We start from the raw sequence: 15,944 nt of genomic DNA, 5'->3' as shown, positions 1-15,944 counted from the left end.
GACAGGCATCTTGCCTGTCCATTACATGGGGCACAGGCGGGACGCCTGTGCTACGCCAGAACCGGCATCTCGCCTGTCCATAACAACCCAGCGCGAGAGGGAAAAGAAGAGAGGGAAAAGGGCAAAAGGGCAAAAGGGCAGAGAAGAATCCTCGCCGGAGAACCTAGGACGCAACGAGCCACGACGCTCCCGCTGCGCGAAACCCCAAACTCCCGTACCGGTCGCCCGCAGAGTTCCAGTCGCGGCTGGCACTGCGGCAAAGGACCGCACGGTTGCCCCAGGAGCCTCCACGATGCACTCGGTTATCATTTCCGCTGGCTTCCCACGAACTCCCGTCAGAGGGCGCACCCTGATAGCTGCCATGCCAAGGATCGCTGCACCACTCCCAGACATTGCCGTGCATATCGTACAGTCCAAAGGCATTGGGCGGAAAACTCCCCACCGGCGTTGTCTCTTGACGGTAAAGTCCTTTGGGTGCGGAACCGTAAGGGTTGTTTCCGTTATAGTTGACCAAATCGGGAGTAATAGTTTCGCCAAAGTGGAAAGGCGTCGTCGTTCCCGCGCGACAGGCATATTCCCACTCCGCCTCACTGGGCAAACGGTAAGTGGTGCCGGTTTTTTGGGAAAGCCGGGAACAGAACTCGACAGCATCATTCCAGGAGACATTTTCGACAGGACGTTTCGCACCTTTATAGTCAGAAGGGTTATTCCCCATCACAGCTTGCCACTGTTCTTGAGTAATGGGATATTTGCCCAGAAAGAAAGCTTTGACAGTGACTTGGTGTCGCGGGCGCTCATCCCTACTTCCCTCACCGTCTGCGGAACCCATCTGGAAAGTCCCACCGGCAATGTAAACCATCTCCAAATTCACCCCGCCGCCCAAATCCAGAATTTTCTGACGAGCTTTGCCCGGTTGGCGACCAATTTCTCGCCCTTGAGCGCTCACAGTCACAATCTCGAAGTGGAATTCCCGCCCCTTCGCTTCCTCCTCAGAATTTCGGCGCTCCTCTTCTTGTCGCTGCTGGCGCTTTTTCTCATCCCACACGCCTTGCGCGACATCGCGACTGTGGGCGACTCCCGGCAAATTCGGGTTCAGACTGAGAGCTTGGTTGTAGTCAGCGATAGCCCGCTCATACTCTCCCAACTTGTAATAGGCATTGGCGCGATTGTGATAGGCGCTGGCATTTTCCGGAGCCAGACGCTGCACCTGAGTGCAATCTTCAATCGCCGCTTGATATTGCCCCAATTTCACATAAGCCAGTCCCCGGTTGTAATAAGCTTTCGCCAAATCAGGCTTGAGCTGAATAACTTGCGTGAAATCCACAATCGCCGCTGAGTATTTTTCCTCTTTGCAGCGCTGAATGCCCCGATTGTAGCAGGAGTCAATCGCGCTGAACTGGCGACTTTTCCCGACAGCCGCCAGACAGCGATTCAGCCTGTCGGCATATTCCACATCACCGGCAGTCAAAGCTGACTCTAGGGCATCCAGCAACTCCTTATTGCCTTGCAACACAGATAACCCGCGCAATTGCAGCCAAGCTTTCACCGATTCAAAGATTTGCGCCTCCGCCCAAGACTTTTTGGGCAAACTGAGGAGACTTTCTGCCAAATCCAACCGCAGTTCCGGAATCCAGCCCGACTCGTCTCGCCCGACTGCATTATACAGCATTGTGCAGAAACTGACAACAATTTCCACTAACTTTTCCTGCTCCTCTGCGGGCATATCTTGCAGCAAGTCAGGCAAGAGTTGTGGCAGCAGGGGCGATTTGCGGACTTCAGGAGAGACGTGAGCCAAAAAGTATTCATCCGCCAGCAACCCCGCAATGATGCAGTGACAGATGCCGACAAACTCCCGCAATTGGTTGTAGTCATTTTGATGGATGCTGTAGGGGCGTTCGATGTCGCTGGGATCGTCCCCATCTTCCAAGCACAGCCGCTCATTTTCGATAATTCTCAGATTACTCAGATAGCGCTTTACGGTTTCCACCCCATAGCGGCTGTCAAATTCTTCAGCTTTTTTCCCCGCCGCAATATGCGCGTCTCGCTTTTCTTTCCACCGCAAGGCGCGGGTTTTGGCGAAGTCGAACAGCACTTCCCGCCAAGGCAGCATGGTAATCGCTGACTTGTAGCGGTAAGTTGCCCAATTCAAGCCCCAGTACCCGAAGCGGAGATTGAAGAAATCACCTTCAGCAGCGGATTCTAAAATTAGAGTGGGTTCGGTTCTCAAGCCGCGAAACATGGATTTCGTGGCGGCTTGACTGTGGAAAAACTTACTCGTCCAAGCCCCCGCCAGAAATTCAATCGGGCGTCCGTGTGCGCTATACTTTTCAAAGAACTGCTGCAAGTAAGCGCCCAGGGTTTCTTCCATATCGGGAAAGCCTTTAGCTGCGTCGCTCCCATCGCCCGATCGGTCGAACCGCAGGGTGGGAGGGGAGAGGAAAACTCGCAGGGGGATGGGATTTTGATAGGGGTTGGAGTGGACAATATCCTCGGCAATTAACCAAATGGGAGAATTGTTCTGCCGTTTTTGCTCGTGGATGACTTCTAAAGCGGTTTGCCGGTCATAAATCCTCAGTTCGCGGGCGAGTTCAGCATCGAGGGCTTTCAGTTGCAGTTGCAGTTCTTTTTGCTGTTCGAGGCACCATTTTTGCAGGTTGGAGCGGAAGACTTCTAACTGAACTTGGTGTTCGCGGTTCAATTTGCCTTCATTGGCTTGAAATTCGCGGGTGAGCTTTGCCAGTTCCGCTTGCAACTCCATATTGAGGCGGGCGAGTTTTTCTTGATGTTCGCGGGTTTTACTGCCTTCATTTGCTTGGAATTGCCGGTTGAGCAATCCTTCTTGCGCTTGCAATTCGCGAGTCAGCCTTGCCAGTTCGGATTGCAACCCCCGGTTCAAATCCCCTTGTTCTGCTTGGAAGTCCAAGTTAGCTTGGCGCTGGAATTCTTGCAAAGCAAGTTCTTGCTGGCGCAGGTGTTGCCGGCTGGCTTCGATTTGCTTATTCGCTTCGATGGTTAAGTCCGCATTGCGGGTTAGGGTTTCCGCCTGTCTGTCAGCTTGATAAACTGGGGGAGCGAATACGGCTTTTACCCCGTTCCACACTGTGCCCCAAAATCCTTTTTTCTCTGGTAAGGCGCGTGTCATTAGTCTGCATTTAGTTGTGGAAGGTTGTTCCTAAGGATAGCACAGGCGGGCACAGGCGGGACGCCTGTGCTACGTCAGGACCGGCGTCTGTCCAAAAAAGGCGTAGGACAGGCGTCTCGCCTGTCCATCCAAATCAAGGCGTAGGACAGGCGTCTCGCCTGTCCCTAAATAGGACAGCACAGGCGGGACGCCTGTGCTACGCCAGGACCGGCGTCTGTCCAAAAAAGGCGTAGGACAGGCGTCTCGCCTGTCCCATCGCCTAATCCTGGCCCACCGGCTCCAATCCAGCTGCAAAAATCTGTTCCGCAGTTAAACTCAAACTGGGAAAAGCCGGCGATTCTATAGGGTTACTCCCCTGAAATTGGCTGACTTGGTACTCGCCGTCAACAAGTTGATAGACAGAAAGAGTCGGCTGTTTTGGATCGCCAATAAACCGCCTTCCACCCAAGCCCAGATAGTCAACAATCCAGTATTCAGGAATTCCCATTTCTTCATAATCACCGGCTTTGATGAGATAGTCATCTCGCCAATTGGTGCTAACAACCTCGACGACCAGACGCACCGACGCCCCCATCGTGATAATAGATTCTTTTGCCCAGCGCGGTTCGTTGGTGACAGCGTGCCGGTGTAAAACGATAATATCTGGCTCGTACCCAGAATCTTCGCTAACTTTGACTGCGCATTCTTTGGGAATAAAGTAAGGAAATTGACTGCTGCGACACAGAAAACCTATTTCTAGGGTGAGGAAGCCGGCAATCTCTGAATGTTTTCCTGTTGGTTTGGGCATCTCGACAATTCTTCCCCTGTGCAATTCGTAGCGGTGTTCTGACTTTTCTGGATACCAGGCGATGAATTCGTCAAATGTTACTGTTTTGGGGATAGCTTGTGTCATGGCAAAATCTTCTCTTGTCTGTTAAGATATTAGGTGAATAATGCTGCATTCCTCTTCAAAGTCGGCGGAGCCGGCAGAACGGCGTTCCCAGGCAGATCCTGGGAAGGAGGAAAAGAAACCGGGTTTCTTCAAGAAACCCGGTTTCTGGCTCCCACTTAAGCTTAACAGTTCCTGGATAAATCTGCTCTCAAGGAGTGCCGCCGCGCACAACAAAAAGCATGTGAGCAGCGCCTTCCAAATCAGTATCAGCCCGACCGGTTTCTTGGCCGTTTTCGCGGTAAATGTGTCCGCCTTCGACTCGCCCGACAGAACTGTCATCCCTCCACCGATAAACGTGTCCGTCTTTGCTGAGATAGCCGATATGATCGTGGGCAGAATTGTAAAAATCTCGCCCGTTTACATGACCAACTACTTCTGTTGTACCGTCGAGTTTGTGCAGGTGAACGTCGCCAGAGCGGTCGATGTGGATATACGGGCCATCTTGCGCACTGGAATAGGAATAATTTAGCACTTGAGGCGTTTCAATGCTATCATGGGGGTGATATGTCGGGGAGGCAACACTGTTGTCTGTATCGTGCCACTGACTGACGGATTCGTGGTGGGGATGACTCCAGTCGGTTGGGGATTGATGCTCAGAGAAACCGTGAGAGTTATCCGTCCAACTCGTGTGGGTAAAGTCTGGCGTGACTGTGTGGTGGGGGTTGTCGGGAAAGGAATTGTGCGGTAGGCTGGTGTCGTGGGGAGTGCTGTGGAAATTGTTGTGTAAATTTTCAGTGCTGTTCAGCTGGTGCAGGTCAAGATTAAGGGAGTGCATCCAGTCATCAAACTGAGAATTACCGCTATTAGGGGTATTGCTGTCAGGAAAATTGTTCATAAGTTTAGATGAAACAGAAGTAATGCCGGCTGCCAGAAACCCGGTTTCTTTAAGAAACCGGGTTTCTCAGTACCGCTATATTTTATTTTAGGACAGGCGTTCCCTCAGATATCCCCCACCGGCAGCCAAAAAAACGGTCGGCACTTGCCGACCGAGGGGGCGTTCCCAGGCGTAACCCTAGGAACGAGAGGGAAACTTTTACCTACAGCTGTTTCACTTCAGACACCAGCTTGCCAACCGCATCCTTCGCGCTGCCAAACAGCATCATCGTCTTATTCTTGTAAAACAGCTCATTATCCACACCGGCAAACCCGGTATTCATGCTGCGCTTAATCACAATCGTGTGCTTTGCCTTATCCACATCCAGGATCGGCATCCCGTAAATCGGGCTAGCTTGATCGTGACGCGCCGCCGGATTCACCACATCATTCGCGCCAATTACCAGCGCCACATCCGTCTCGTCAAACTGCGGATTGATATCCTCCATATCGTACAGCTGCGGATAGGGCACATTCGCTTCCGCCAGCAGCACGTTCATGTGTCCAGGCATCCGACCGGCAACCGGGTGAATTGCATATTTCACCTCAACGCCGAGCCGGTCTAACTGATCCGCCAATTCCCGCACGGTATGCTGCGCTTGCGCTACCGCCATCCCGTATCCGGGCACAATCACCACAGAGCGAGCGTAACCGAGCATCATCGCCGCTTCATCCGGTGCAACCGTGCGCACAGTCTTGTCGATATCCGCAGCGCTACTGGCAACAGCCGCCCCGCCGCCGGCACCAAAAGCACCAAACAGCACATTCGTCAAGGAGCGGTTCATCGCCTTGCACATGATCTGGGTGAGGATAATCCCAGATGCGCCCACCAAAGCGCCGGCGATAATCAACATATTGTTCATCAAAATGAACCCCGCCACACTCGCCGCCAAACCGGAATACGAGTTCAATAGCGAGATCACCACCGGCATGTCGCCGCCGCCAATAGGCAGCACAAACATCACGCCCAGGATATTGGAAACCGCCACCAGCGCCAGGAAGACCGGCACATTTTCCGGGTCCGCCACCACCATATAGGCGCTGCCACCAAAAAGCACAGCCGCCAGGAAAGCATTAAAAGGTTGCTGCAAAGGGAACGTAATCGGTGCGCCAGGGAGGAGTTCCTGCAGTTTGGCAAACGCCAGCACACTGCCGGTGAACGTCACGCCGCCAATCAGCACGCCCAGAATGATGATAATCAAGGAATCGGTGCGCGGCGTTTCCGGAATGCTCAGGTAGCGCCAGAACTCACCCACGGCAACCAAAGCCGAGGCTGCGCCCCCAAAACCGTTGAGCAAACCCACCATTTGCGGCATGGCAGTCATGGCAACTTTTTTCGCCATGATGGTTCCCGCAATCGAACCGATGATGATTCCAAGCGCAATCATCTGGTAACTCACCACTTGCCGCTCCAGCAGCGTGCCAATTATAGCAATCAGCATCCCCACGGCGGCGATGACATTGCCTTGGCGAGCCGTTGCCGGCGAACTCAGCTGCTTCAGGCCCACTATGAACAAAGATGCAGCTACTAAATAGCTCAGCTGAATACCTGAGGGGAGAAAATCGCTCATATCAATTCTTCGCTCTCTGTTATTAGAACTGGGGTGCGCTCCCGGTTGAGAGAACCTCCTATAAGGAGTGCGCACCCCACACTACCACTTATCAGGCTTTAGCCTCTTTCTTCTTGAACATTTGCAACATGCGGTCTGTTACCAAAAACCCGCCCACCACGTTAATCGTCGCCAGCGCTACCGCAATCACGCCCAAAATTACGGTGATATTCACATCGCGCTGACCGGCAATCAAGATGGCTCCCAGCACCGCAATGCCTGAAATCGCGTTAGAGCCGGACATCAAGGGCGTGTGAAGCGTCGGGGGAACTTTGTTAATCACTTCAAATCCCACAAATGACGCTAGCACAAAGACAACTAAACCGGCAATTAATCCTTCTGCCATTGTTCTGCAACTTCCTTTTTTTGACTGTTAGAAACCGGTTTTCGGGAAGAAACCCGGTTTCTGGAACCACCGGGGAGGTCTGACCATCCTCACACCGGCTGAGTGCTGGCGGCTAAAGCTTCCCGCACCCGCTGATTGCGGATCTCACCCGCGTGAGTCAAGCAAGTGCCGCCCGTGATATCGTCTTCAAATTTCAGCTGCAGCGTCCCATCTTTTTGGATCAGGTGTTGCAGCAGCGCCAAAAGATTTTTGGCATACATCTGAGAGGCGTGCACCGGCATGGAAGCGGCCAAATTCAGCGGGCCCATAACCGTCACGCCATTGCGGACTACATCTTTGCCCGGTTGGGTGCAGGCGCAGTTCCCGCCCTGATCCGCTGCCAGATCCACGATCACAGATCCGGGCTTCATCTGGCTGACCATTTCTTCGGTCACCATCACGGGGGCCTTTTTGCCGGGAACCTGGGCGGTGGTAATCACCACGTCCGCCTGCTTGACATACTCCGCAATGGCGTCCTGAGCTCGCTGCTTGGATGTGTCGGAAATTTCCTTGGCGTAGCCGCCGGCAGCTGCTGTTTCCTCGTTGAGCTGGACTTCGACGAACTTCGCGCCCAAGCTGAGCACTTCTTCTTTGGCTGCCGGTCGGATATCGAAGGCGTCCACCACAGCCCCGAGACGGCGGGCGGTGGCAATGGATTGCAGCCCCGCAACAGCGGCACCAATGACAAACACCTTGGCGGGGCGGATCGTGCCGGCTGCTGTTGTCAGCATGGGGAAGAACTTGGGCAGCGCCGCCGCCGCCAGCAGGACAGCCTTGTAGCCCGCTAGTGAGCGCTGGGACGACAGGGCGTCCATGCTCTGAGCCCGGGTCGTGCGCGGGATCAGTTCCATCGCCATCGCTGTCACCTGCCGGTCGGCCAGCTGCTGCGCCAGCACCGGATCTCCCAGGGGATTGAGGAAGCTGACCAGCACCGCGCCTTCGCGGATCTGGTTAATTTCGTGCGGCTTTGGAGGGGCCACCTTGAGCACCACATCCGCCTCCCGCCACAGGGCACCTGTGTCCGAGATAATGGTGGCACCGGCAGCCGAGTAAGCCTCATTCGGGAAGAACGCCCCCTCACCGGCACCGGCTTCCACCCACACTTCAAGGCCCGATTTCACCAACTTGGCGACGACCTCGGGAATCAAGGCGACACGGCGTTCGCCCACTTCTATTTCTTTTGCAACCGCTATTTTCATAAATTCTCCTACTTTCCTCTGGTTCGGCGCACTCATCGCCACAGAAACAGGACTTGATCGGACTAAAGCGTTTTCACGCTGCAGGTGCCAGCGGGCTGTCTTGCAGCAGTCTCAGCCACCGGCGATCGCCAAAGCGATTCTCTTGACAGCAGGACGGCAGACGGTGACTCTGATTGCGGTTTCCCCGCACCGGCTGCCCCGCCCATCCAGGAAGCAATCTGAGCCGGCTGAAACAGCGAGCCACTTGCTGAAAGCTGCCCCGGAGCAACCTGGCCCCTGCCAGGGTGCTCCTCGGGCGTGTTTCCTCCGGCACCTTCGCGCTGGGGCGCGTTCCACTTCGGCCACGTCTCCCCCTCCTGTCCAGGCTCCTCAACCGCCGGGGGCTGGCACGGGCGGCTCCCGGCTGCTGCCGGTGCCCACAGATTTTCCTCCGGGTTTTTGGGGGCCGGCAATTCTACCCAGCTTTTCATACAAGAGTGGCTTTTTGCATCGTATTTTCTCCGCCCAAGATTCGCCCGATTTTTAAACTTTTCTTAATCAACACCCTGTGAAAAAGCATGGCTTATGTTACCTGTAATACCAAATCCCCCCACGGAAATCAAGTCGGTTTCATCTGCGGTTACATTCGTCCAAACCATTGCTCATCAAGCATTTGAGCCAATTCCTCAGGAGAATATCGCAGCCAAACATCGGTGCTTGTTCGCAGGCGTTGCCTGAGCCTGTTCCCTCGCTTAAGCCGGCTAAAAGTTACAATTTATTTCAATTTCTTTCTTTAATGTTAAAAAAATTAAGCTTGTGGGCGGGCGCAAACCGGCGGCCTGCTGTTGAGTGGCATGTATTGCTGAAGGAACGGGCCGGTGCGGGCGATTGTGAGAGCGAGCGGGACAGCGGGGATCGCGGTGCGGGAGGGAGACTGGAAGTTGGGGCAGCGGCGGGCTGTCACGGGGAACGTGATTTTACTCATCAATCCAAACAGCTGACCGCCGGTAAAGTTTAGTAAACTGTTGAACAGCTCCCTAAAAACGTCCTGGTGTTGAGGTATCGATCCCATGCTGTCAGTAATAGGCTATTCCCGCCGTCTCCTGTCTGCTGTGGCCATTAGCGGCTGCCTGATTGCAGGCGTGCCGGCCATGACCGTGGCCCAGGGGTTGCCCGGACTGACCCTGTTTGGTGGCCCTCCGAGAGAAAATCAGCTCAACTTTCGCTTGGACTACGGCGCAGCCGGTGTGTGGGATCGCTACCGGCTGCGCATCCCAGCAAAAAAAATGAAGCTGGCGATCGCCCAGTTCTCCATTAGCTATCCCAATCACTACGAAGGAAAATTTGACAAAAAGGAAATAGAGGTGCGCGTCGAAGGCAAATCAGTGCCGCTGCAAGAGGTAGTCTGGGACAGAGAGAATTACCGGGTGGAAATTTATCCCGTCAGCCCGATTCCCGCCGGCAGCGATGTGGAGCTGGTGTTCTCAAACGTGCAAAACCCCACGCGGCGAGGCATGTACAACTTCAACTGCCAGATCCTCACCCCCGGCGACGTGCCCATGCTGCGCTACATCGGCACCTGGATGCTGAGCATTACCTAGCCCCCACAGCGACGGCGCTCACTGCGCCCGACTTGCGCAGAAACCAGGGCTCTCAACCACAGTCCCCAAACTGAAACCCGGTTTCTATCACGGTTGTGCGCAAGTCCTGTGGATGCTAAGATTGGAGATTGTGACTTTTTATCAAGCGTAAGATTAGCGACGCAGGAAATGCTATGACTCAGCGCACCCTACACGGCACTAGCCGCAAAAGAAAGAGAGTGTCCGGTTTTCGCGCCCGCATGCGCACCAAAAATGGCCAAGCCGTGATCAAAGCTCGCCGGAGCAAAGGGCGGTATCGTTTGGCAGTATAGAGGGGGAATGCCGGCAAAAGATGGAGATATAAAAGAAAAGCGCGGTGTTGCCCAAAGAGAATCGACTCAGGCACCGGCAGGACTTCAGTGCCGTATACCGGGGTGGGATTCGCCGCACCGGCGCTCACCTCACCTTGAGAGCCCGGCGGCACCCACCGGCATTCCGTGACGCCAAAAAGTCTGGCCAAACCCTGCCGCCGCCGGCACCCCACTCCCCTGCGCCGACTCGCACCGGCATTTCTATCAGCCAGAAAGTCAGCAAGCGCGCCGTGGTTCGCAACCGGATCAAGCGGCAGATTCGCGCGGCCCTGCTCCATTTGCTGCCCCGACTGTCAGCCGGTTGGGACTGCGTTATCGTAGTCGGGCCGGCAGCGGTGGAGTGCAATTATCGTCAACTTCTGCAAGAATTAGAGCAGTTGTTGGCACAAGCAGAGGTACTCAATGGGCATTAAAGAGGAAACCTACTACGAGGGGGGCCCTCATGTTGGAGATTTAATCATTAATATCCTCCTGGGATTCACAATCATCTGCTTGCCCCTGACTGTAGGAGCCATAGTGCGGGCGCTTTGGCTGCGCTACCGCATCACCAATCGCCGCATATCAGTGACCGGTGGCTGGATGGGACGCGACCGCAGCGATATCATCTATGGGGAAATCGCCAAGGTGATCACTGTGCCCCGAGGTCTTGGCGCTTGGGGGGACATGGTAATCACCCTCAAAGACGGGAGTCGCTTGGAACTGAGAGCTGTTCCCAATTTCCGCGACGCCTACGCCTACATCAATGACAAACTGTCTCCGCAAGCCCAGAGAGTGAGCGGTGCCCTCGGCAGTCCCAAGGGTTGAGGCTTCTGCTTGGGGAGCGGTTTCAGCAAATAGGGATCGACTCCTGCGCTGGCTCCCTCTCCCCACAAATATAAGAGCCTCAAGCCGGGGGTGTAGCGCGCTGACAGCCGCTGCGATGTACCGGGCCGGCTGGCGTGCTGGCCAGTATTTGAGTGGGTTCCAGTCGGAAAGTTCCAGAACGTACAGGTTGAATGAGAACGAATGGACTTTGGTGTCGGGTTTCTTTCCAATAATGTCATGCTGCCGATCCTGGATTTCTTCTACGGGATCGTGCCCAGCTATGGTCTGGCCATCGTGGCCCTGACCCTAGTGATTCGCTTGGCCCTCTTTCCCCTGAACGCCGGTTCTATTCGCAACATGCGGCGCATGCGAGTGGCCCAGCCGGTGATGCAGAAGCGGATAAAAGAGATCCAAGACCGTTACAAAGACAACCCTGCCAAGCAGCAGGAGGAGATGCAAAAAGTCTACCAAGAATTTGGCAACCCCCTGAGCGGGTGCTTGCCCTTGCTGCTGCAGATGCCGGTGCTGTTTGCGCTGTTTGCAACTTTGCGGGGCTCGCCATTTTCAGACGCAAATTACAGCGTTTCTTTACAAATTTTCCCGCAAGAACAAATCGAGCGGATTCAGCCACAAGCCTTTACGACCCCACCCCTGAATATTTTTGTCGCTGACAAGGTTCACGTGCCGGTGAGCGCCCTGCTTCCCGGAGGGAACAAATTGACAGTTGGCGAAAAAACCCGGATAGACTTTCAAACAGTCGAGGGCAAACCCCTGAGCGCAATTTTGGCAGACTATCCCGAAACCAAAATTGTCCCCCACTGGAAGGTCCTCAAAGGCGAAGAGCGGGTGCGCATCAATGAAGATGGCACTCTGGAAGCCTTAGAGCCCGGAGATGTCACGCTTCAGGGAACTGTGCCCGGCATAGCGGCTGACAAAGGATTTCTGTTCATTGACGCCCTCGGTCGGGTGGGCGCGTTCGATCCAGACGGAACTATCCACTGGGATATTGTCGGCATGGTGCTGGGGTTTGGCATCAGCTTGTATATCAACCAGCTCCTCTCAGGTCAAGGCCCGGGAGCCAGCGGCAGCAGCGCCAATCCCCAGCAAGATACTGTAAACAAACTCACCCCGATTATTTTCTCCGGGATGTTTCTGTTCTTTCCCCTGCCGGCTGGGGTGCTGATGTACATGCTGATAGCCAACATATTCCAAACCGTCCAGACGTTTATCCTGTCACGGGAGCCCCTGCCGGAAAACCTCCAGAAAATTGTGGACGCTCAGACGAAAGTTGAAACTGCCAAAGGACAGGGACGCGAATCACTTCCCTTTGAACCGGGGCGTTCCAAGAAGAAAGCCTGATGGGATCTATGAGCGATCAAAGTAAAATGCAGCGAGGCCAGCAGTGGTTAGAAGAACTGCTGCGGCTAGCTTCGCTCCCCGCAACCGTTACGGCAACTCCAGGCCCCGCCGGCCTGGAGGAAGCTGACAGCTACTGGCTGACTATTGATGAAACTGACCTGACGCCAGAACAAATTGAAATTTTAATTGGCCCTGAAGGCACCGTTATCGACGCCATTCAGTATCTCGCCAACAGCACGCTCAACATCGGCAGAGAGGAAGAGGAACAAGCCTCTTACACCATCGACCTGCACGGGTATCGGGTTCGCCGGCAAGCCGAACTCCGCGAAATGGCAGAAGCCGCCGCAGAGCGGGCTCGCCAGACGGGGAAAGAGATCGAGCTCAAAGACCTCTCTGCCGCAGAGCGGCGGCAGGTGCACACTTTTTTGAAGGAGTGGGCGGATTTGGAAACCTACAGTCGGGGCCAGGAGCCTGACCGGCGTTTGGTCGTGCGCCTGCGATGATTTAAGCTGTCAGCTATCAGCTTTCAGAGCTAGTCTGGGGGCTTCCACGCCTCACACCCGACTGGCATAAGTGAGCTCAGTCGCTGGCGGCTTACCGTCTGGAAGCTTGAGGAGGCACGGATCATGGAAGCAATTTACATCCCCCAACTGGCTAGAGCGCGTGAGGGGACAGAAACAATTGAGTTTGAAGAGTTTCTGCCCGATTTAGAAACCCTCACTCCCGTCCGGGGGCGCATGCGGGTGAAGCACCAGGGCAACTATCTGGAAGTTTCCGCCCAAGCTGAAGCGATTGTTACCCTCACCTGTCACCGCTGCTTGAAACAGTTCAATTACCGCCTGAAAATAAACCCATCTGAACTCATCTGGCTGGATGTGGCAGCTGACCAATCCCAGCAGGAGCCCCTAGAACGGGAAACCGCTCTCGAAGATTTAGTGGAAACGCTCCCCCCTCACGGCTATTTCCACCCGGGCGAGTGGCTGTACGAACAGCTGTGTCTGGAAATTCCCTTCCGGCAGCTGTGCGAAAGCCAGTGTCCGGGAATTCCGGTGGCACCGGCACCTGCCGCTGAGCCGGCAGCCGACCGCCGCTGGGCCGCCTTGGAAGCCCTCAAAGGACAGCTCCCCCAGTAAGAGGGTGGGGATTTAGTTGTTAATTGTTAATTGTTAATTGACAGGGGGAGCTGTTAGCTCGTAGCTTCAGCTAAAAGCTCATATAGCGTTTCTCATATTAGTGAGAGACTGGGAAACCCGGTTTCTTAAAGAAACCGGGTTTCGGCGCAACTCACTTAAATGAGTGCCCCGCTCAGCTCAGTGCCACCCGCTCGCCAATCCCCATCTCCAGGAATCAATAACAAGTAACAGCTGATATGGCTTTCCGCGATCAATTTGAACTGCTGCTGCGAGCTCGCTATCCCGCGATTTACATCCCGACTCGTGAAGAAGAGCGAGTCGAAGCCGCTATCGCACAGTGCGCGACAGGACTGGGAAACAGAGCCGTTTATATCTGGGATTTTGTCGATGGCTACCAGGGCAACCCCAATGACCTCGGTTTTGGACGCCGCAATCCCCTGCAGGCGCTGGAATTTGTGGAAAAATTGCCCTCGGGCGCACCGGCAATCTTTATCCTGCGCGACTTCCACCGCTTTTTGGAAGATGTCTCGGTGTCCCGCAAACTCCGCAATCTGGCCAGATTGCTCAAATCCCAGCCCAAAAATCTCGTGATTGTCTCGCCGCAGCTGGTGATTCCAGAAGACCTCAGCGAAATCTTGACCGTTTTGGAGTTTCCCCTCCCAGCCGCCCCGGAAATTAAAACCGAAGTGGAGCGCCTGCTCGCCGCCACCGGCAAATCTTTAGAGCCGCGCATTTTAGACGAAATCGTGCGATCCTGTCAAGGGCTTACGGTAGAGCGGATTCGGCGAGTGCTCGCCAGAGCCATCGCCACTCACGGGCAGCTGGAAGCGGATGACGTAGAGCTGATTCTCGAAGAAAAGCGCCAGACCATCCGCCAGACGCAAATTTTGGAATTCTACCCCACCAGCGAAAAAATTTCTGACATTGGCGGGCTGGATAACTTAAAAGACTGGCTGCTGCGGCGCGGCGGCGCTTTTTCAGAGCGGGCGCGGCAGTACGGGCTGCCCCACCCCAGGGGGCTGCTGCTGGCCGGCATCCAGGGCACCGGCAAGTCCCTGACCGCAAAAGCCATCTCTCACCACTGGCACTTGCCCCTGCTGCGCCTGGATGTGGGGCGCTTGTTTGGCGGGCTGGTGGGGGAGTCGGAATCCCGCACCAGGCAGATGATTCAGGTGGCAGAAGCCCTCGCCCCCTGCGTGCTGTGGATAGACGAGATAGACAAGGCATTTGCCGGTGTGGATGGCAGAGGGGACGCAGGCACCACCAGCCGCGTCTTTGGCACCTTTATTACCTGGCTGGCAGAAAAAACCTCGCCGGTGTTTGTGGTGGCCACCGCCAACAACATCCAGTCTCTCCCGCCCGAGATGCTGCGAAAAGGCCGGTTTGATGAAATCTTTTTTGTCGGGTTGCCCGACCGGGAAGAGCGCCGCGCCATTTTTGACGTCCACCTGTCCCGCTTGCGCCCGCACAATTTGAAAAGTTACGATTTAGACCGGCTCGCCTACGAGACGCCAGATTTTTCCGGGGCGGAAATCGAGCAGGCGCTGATAGAGGCGATGCATATTGGATTCAGCCAGAACCGAGACTTCACCACAGATGATATTTTAGAAGCTGCCAGCCAGATTGTGCCCCTAGCTCGCACCGCCTCTGAGCAAATTAAGTTCCTGCAGGACTGGGCGGCTGCCGGTAAAGCCCGTCTCGCCTCCAGGTACAGCAGTTTGACTCGCCGGATTCAGAGCCAGCCGGCGGGCCCTGATTGAAAGCGCGCGTCTGGCGGGAGCCACCTTTTCAACAGCGAATAAAGCAACGGTTTGACTGAGTAGCGTTTATGAACAAGTTCTCTCTAGCACTGCAGTTTATGCTGGGCGTGATCATGGCCCTGGCGTTCCTGGCAGGTGGCGGCATCGCCGCAGCCATCTACCTGGCGGCCAAACACTCATCACAGCCGGAAAGGCCCGTTTTTGAAGAGGAGCGGGCCCCCACTAAACCGGCACCGAGCGCCAAAAATACTCCCAAGCAGGTGAAGGCGGTGGCGGCAAATACAGCCCAGCCGGCCCCCAAACCGTCACCGTCGGCCCAGCCCCTACCGCCGGGAGCCTACCGAGCTCGCGTTATCTGGCAAGAAGGTCTGCTTGTGCGGGAGAGTGCCAACTTTGAATCCGCAAGCGTCGGAGGAGTAGAATACAACGAAACCGTTGTCGTCCTCGAAGAAAGCGGTGATAAGGAATGGCAGCGGGTGCGCTTGGACGACGGCGGTGTGGAAGGGTGGATTAAGGCCGGCAACATTGAGCGCATCCCAGAATAGATATCCGATACATTTTTGCTAACAACCTTTAACAGTTGCCAGCAAATACATAAGCTGAGAGATTCTCTCAACCAAGGCGTATCAACCCATGCCCACAGGAAAATACCGCGAACACAGCAGCAAAGTTCATGATATTGCCTACCTTCTTTTAAGAAGAAGTCAATTGAACTAGCTTGAAGGCCACTCATGCCTGAGTTTCAGGCTTTGTGGCATCTTTTAGAGCAGCCACCCGCCAAAGGTTCTCAGGTTCAGATGACTGTCTTGAGCTTTTCA

The 15,944-nt window shown here is 55.0% G+C and carries 17 protein-coding genes; 10 read left to right on the top strand and 7 right to left on the bottom strand.

Annotation, left to right across the window (positions count from 1 at the left end):
- Positions 1-163: 163 nt before the first annotated feature.
- The 7 genes from OSC10802_RS56275 to OSC10802_RS0100585 all read right to left on the bottom strand — a co-directional run bounded on the left by OSC10802_RS56275 (position 164) and on the right by OSC10802_RS0100585 (position 8,610).
- A complete protein-coding gene (locus OSC10802_RS56275; protein ID WP_017714841.1) occupies positions 164-3,142 on the bottom strand; it encodes an SUMF1/EgtB/PvdO family nonheme iron enzyme in 2,979 nt (992 codons plus the stop codon).
- Positions 3,143-3,401: 259 nt separating this feature from the next.
- Positions 3,402-4,034 carry a Uma2 family endonuclease gene (locus OSC10802_RS0100615; protein WP_017714840.1) on the bottom strand — a complete coding sequence of 211 codons (633 nt, stop codon included), beginning with the start codon at positions 4,032-4,034 and terminating at the stop codon, positions 3,402-3,404.
- 187 nt (positions 4,035-4,221) lie between these two features.
- Positions 4,222-4,908, bottom strand: a complete 687-nt coding sequence (locus OSC10802_RS0100605; protein ID WP_017714838.1) for a hypothetical protein — start codon at positions 4,906-4,908, stop codon at positions 4,222-4,224.
- A 202-nt stretch (positions 4,909-5,110) separates the two neighbouring features.
- Entirely contained in the window at positions 5,111-6,517 is a 1,407-nt protein-coding gene (locus OSC10802_RS0100600; RefSeq protein WP_017714837.1) for an NAD(P)(+) transhydrogenase (Re/Si-specific) subunit beta, read from the bottom strand.
- Positions 6,518-6,608: 91 nt separating this feature from the next.
- Positions 6,609-6,902: an NAD(P) transhydrogenase subunit alpha part 2 gene (locus OSC10802_RS0100595; RefSeq protein ID WP_017714836.1), complete on the bottom strand. Its 294-nt coding sequence runs from the start codon at positions 6,900-6,902 to the stop codon at positions 6,609-6,611.
- An 89-nt stretch (positions 6,903-6,991) separates the two neighbouring features.
- The gene (locus tag OSC10802_RS0100590) at positions 6,992-8,140 is read right to left on the bottom strand and encodes a Re/Si-specific NAD(P)(+) transhydrogenase subunit alpha (protein WP_017714835.1); all 1,149 of its coding nucleotides are present in this window, start codon (positions 8,138-8,140) and stop codon (positions 6,992-6,994) included.
- 62 nt (positions 8,141-8,202) lie between these two features.
- Positions 8,203-8,610 carry a hypothetical protein gene (locus tag OSC10802_RS0100585; RefSeq protein WP_017714834.1) on the bottom strand — a complete coding sequence of 136 codons (408 nt, stop codon included), beginning with the start codon at positions 8,608-8,610 and terminating at the stop codon, positions 8,203-8,205.
- Between the two features lie 305 nt (positions 8,611-8,915).
- On the opposite strand from OSC10802_RS0100585, the gene OSC10802_RS0100580 reads away from it, so the two are divergent.
- From OSC10802_RS0100580 to OSC10802_RS0100535, 10 genes are all read left to right on the top strand, one after another.
- Positions 8,916-9,137, top strand: a complete 222-nt coding sequence (locus tag OSC10802_RS0100580; protein WP_017714833.1) for a hypothetical protein — start codon at positions 8,916-8,918, stop codon at positions 9,135-9,137.
- Positions 9,138-9,189: 52 nt separating this feature from the next.
- The gene (locus tag OSC10802_RS0100575) at positions 9,190-9,720 is read left to right on the top strand and encodes a DUF2808 domain-containing protein (RefSeq protein ID WP_017714832.1); all 531 of its coding nucleotides are present in this window, start codon (positions 9,190-9,192) and stop codon (positions 9,718-9,720) included.
- A gap of 173 nt (positions 9,721-9,893) precedes the next feature.
- A complete protein-coding gene (gene rpmH, locus OSC10802_RS0100570; RefSeq protein ID WP_017714831.1) occupies positions 9,894-10,031 on the top strand; it encodes a 50S ribosomal protein L34 in 138 nt (45 codons plus the stop codon).
- A gap of 44 nt (positions 10,032-10,075) precedes the next feature.
- On the top strand, positions 10,076-10,483 hold the full coding sequence (rnpA, locus tag OSC10802_RS0100565) for a ribonuclease P protein component (RefSeq protein ID WP_017714830.1): 408 nt from the start codon (positions 10,076-10,078) through the stop codon (positions 10,481-10,483).
- Positions 10,473-10,874, top strand: coding sequence for a PH domain-containing protein (locus OSC10802_RS0100560; RefSeq protein ID WP_017714829.1), 402 nt, complete (start codon positions 10,473-10,475; stop codon positions 10,872-10,874). Before rnpA ends, OSC10802_RS0100560 begins: the two co-directional genes overlap by 11 nt.
- A gap of 201 nt (positions 10,875-11,075) precedes the next feature.
- The gene (yidC, locus tag OSC10802_RS0100555; protein WP_017714828.1) at positions 11,076-12,233 is read left to right on the top strand and encodes a membrane protein insertase YidC; all 1,158 of its coding nucleotides are present in this window, start codon (positions 11,076-11,078) and stop codon (positions 12,231-12,233) included.
- Positions 12,233-12,736, top strand: coding sequence for a Jag family protein (locus tag OSC10802_RS0100550; protein WP_017714827.1), 504 nt, complete (start codon positions 12,233-12,235; stop codon positions 12,734-12,736). Before yidC ends, OSC10802_RS0100550 begins: the two co-directional genes overlap by 1 nt.
- A gap of 123 nt (positions 12,737-12,859) precedes the next feature.
- Positions 12,860-13,366, top strand: a complete 507-nt coding sequence (locus OSC10802_RS0100545) for a YceD family protein (protein WP_017714826.1) — start codon at positions 12,860-12,862, stop codon at positions 13,364-13,366.
- Positions 13,367-13,602: 236 nt separating this feature from the next.
- Positions 13,603-15,126 carry a Ycf46 family AAA ATPase gene (locus OSC10802_RS0100540; RefSeq protein WP_017714825.1) on the top strand — a complete coding sequence of 508 codons (1,524 nt, stop codon included), beginning with the start codon at positions 13,603-13,605 and terminating at the stop codon, positions 15,124-15,126.
- 68 nt (positions 15,127-15,194) lie between these two features.
- A complete protein-coding gene (locus OSC10802_RS0100535; protein WP_017714824.1) occupies positions 15,195-15,671 on the top strand; it encodes an SH3 domain-containing protein in 477 nt (158 codons plus the stop codon).
- The last annotated feature ends 273 nt before the right edge of the window (positions 15,672-15,944 follow it).

The sequence above is a fragment of the Kamptonema formosum PCC 10802 genome (genome assembly GCF_000332335.1).
Taxonomy (GTDB): domain Bacteria; phylum Cyanobacteriota; class Cyanobacteriia; order Cyanobacteriales; family Oscillatoriaceae; genus Oscillatoria.
Note: the sequence above shows the minus strand (reverse complement) of the source record. Positions and strands in the feature narration are given on the sequence as shown.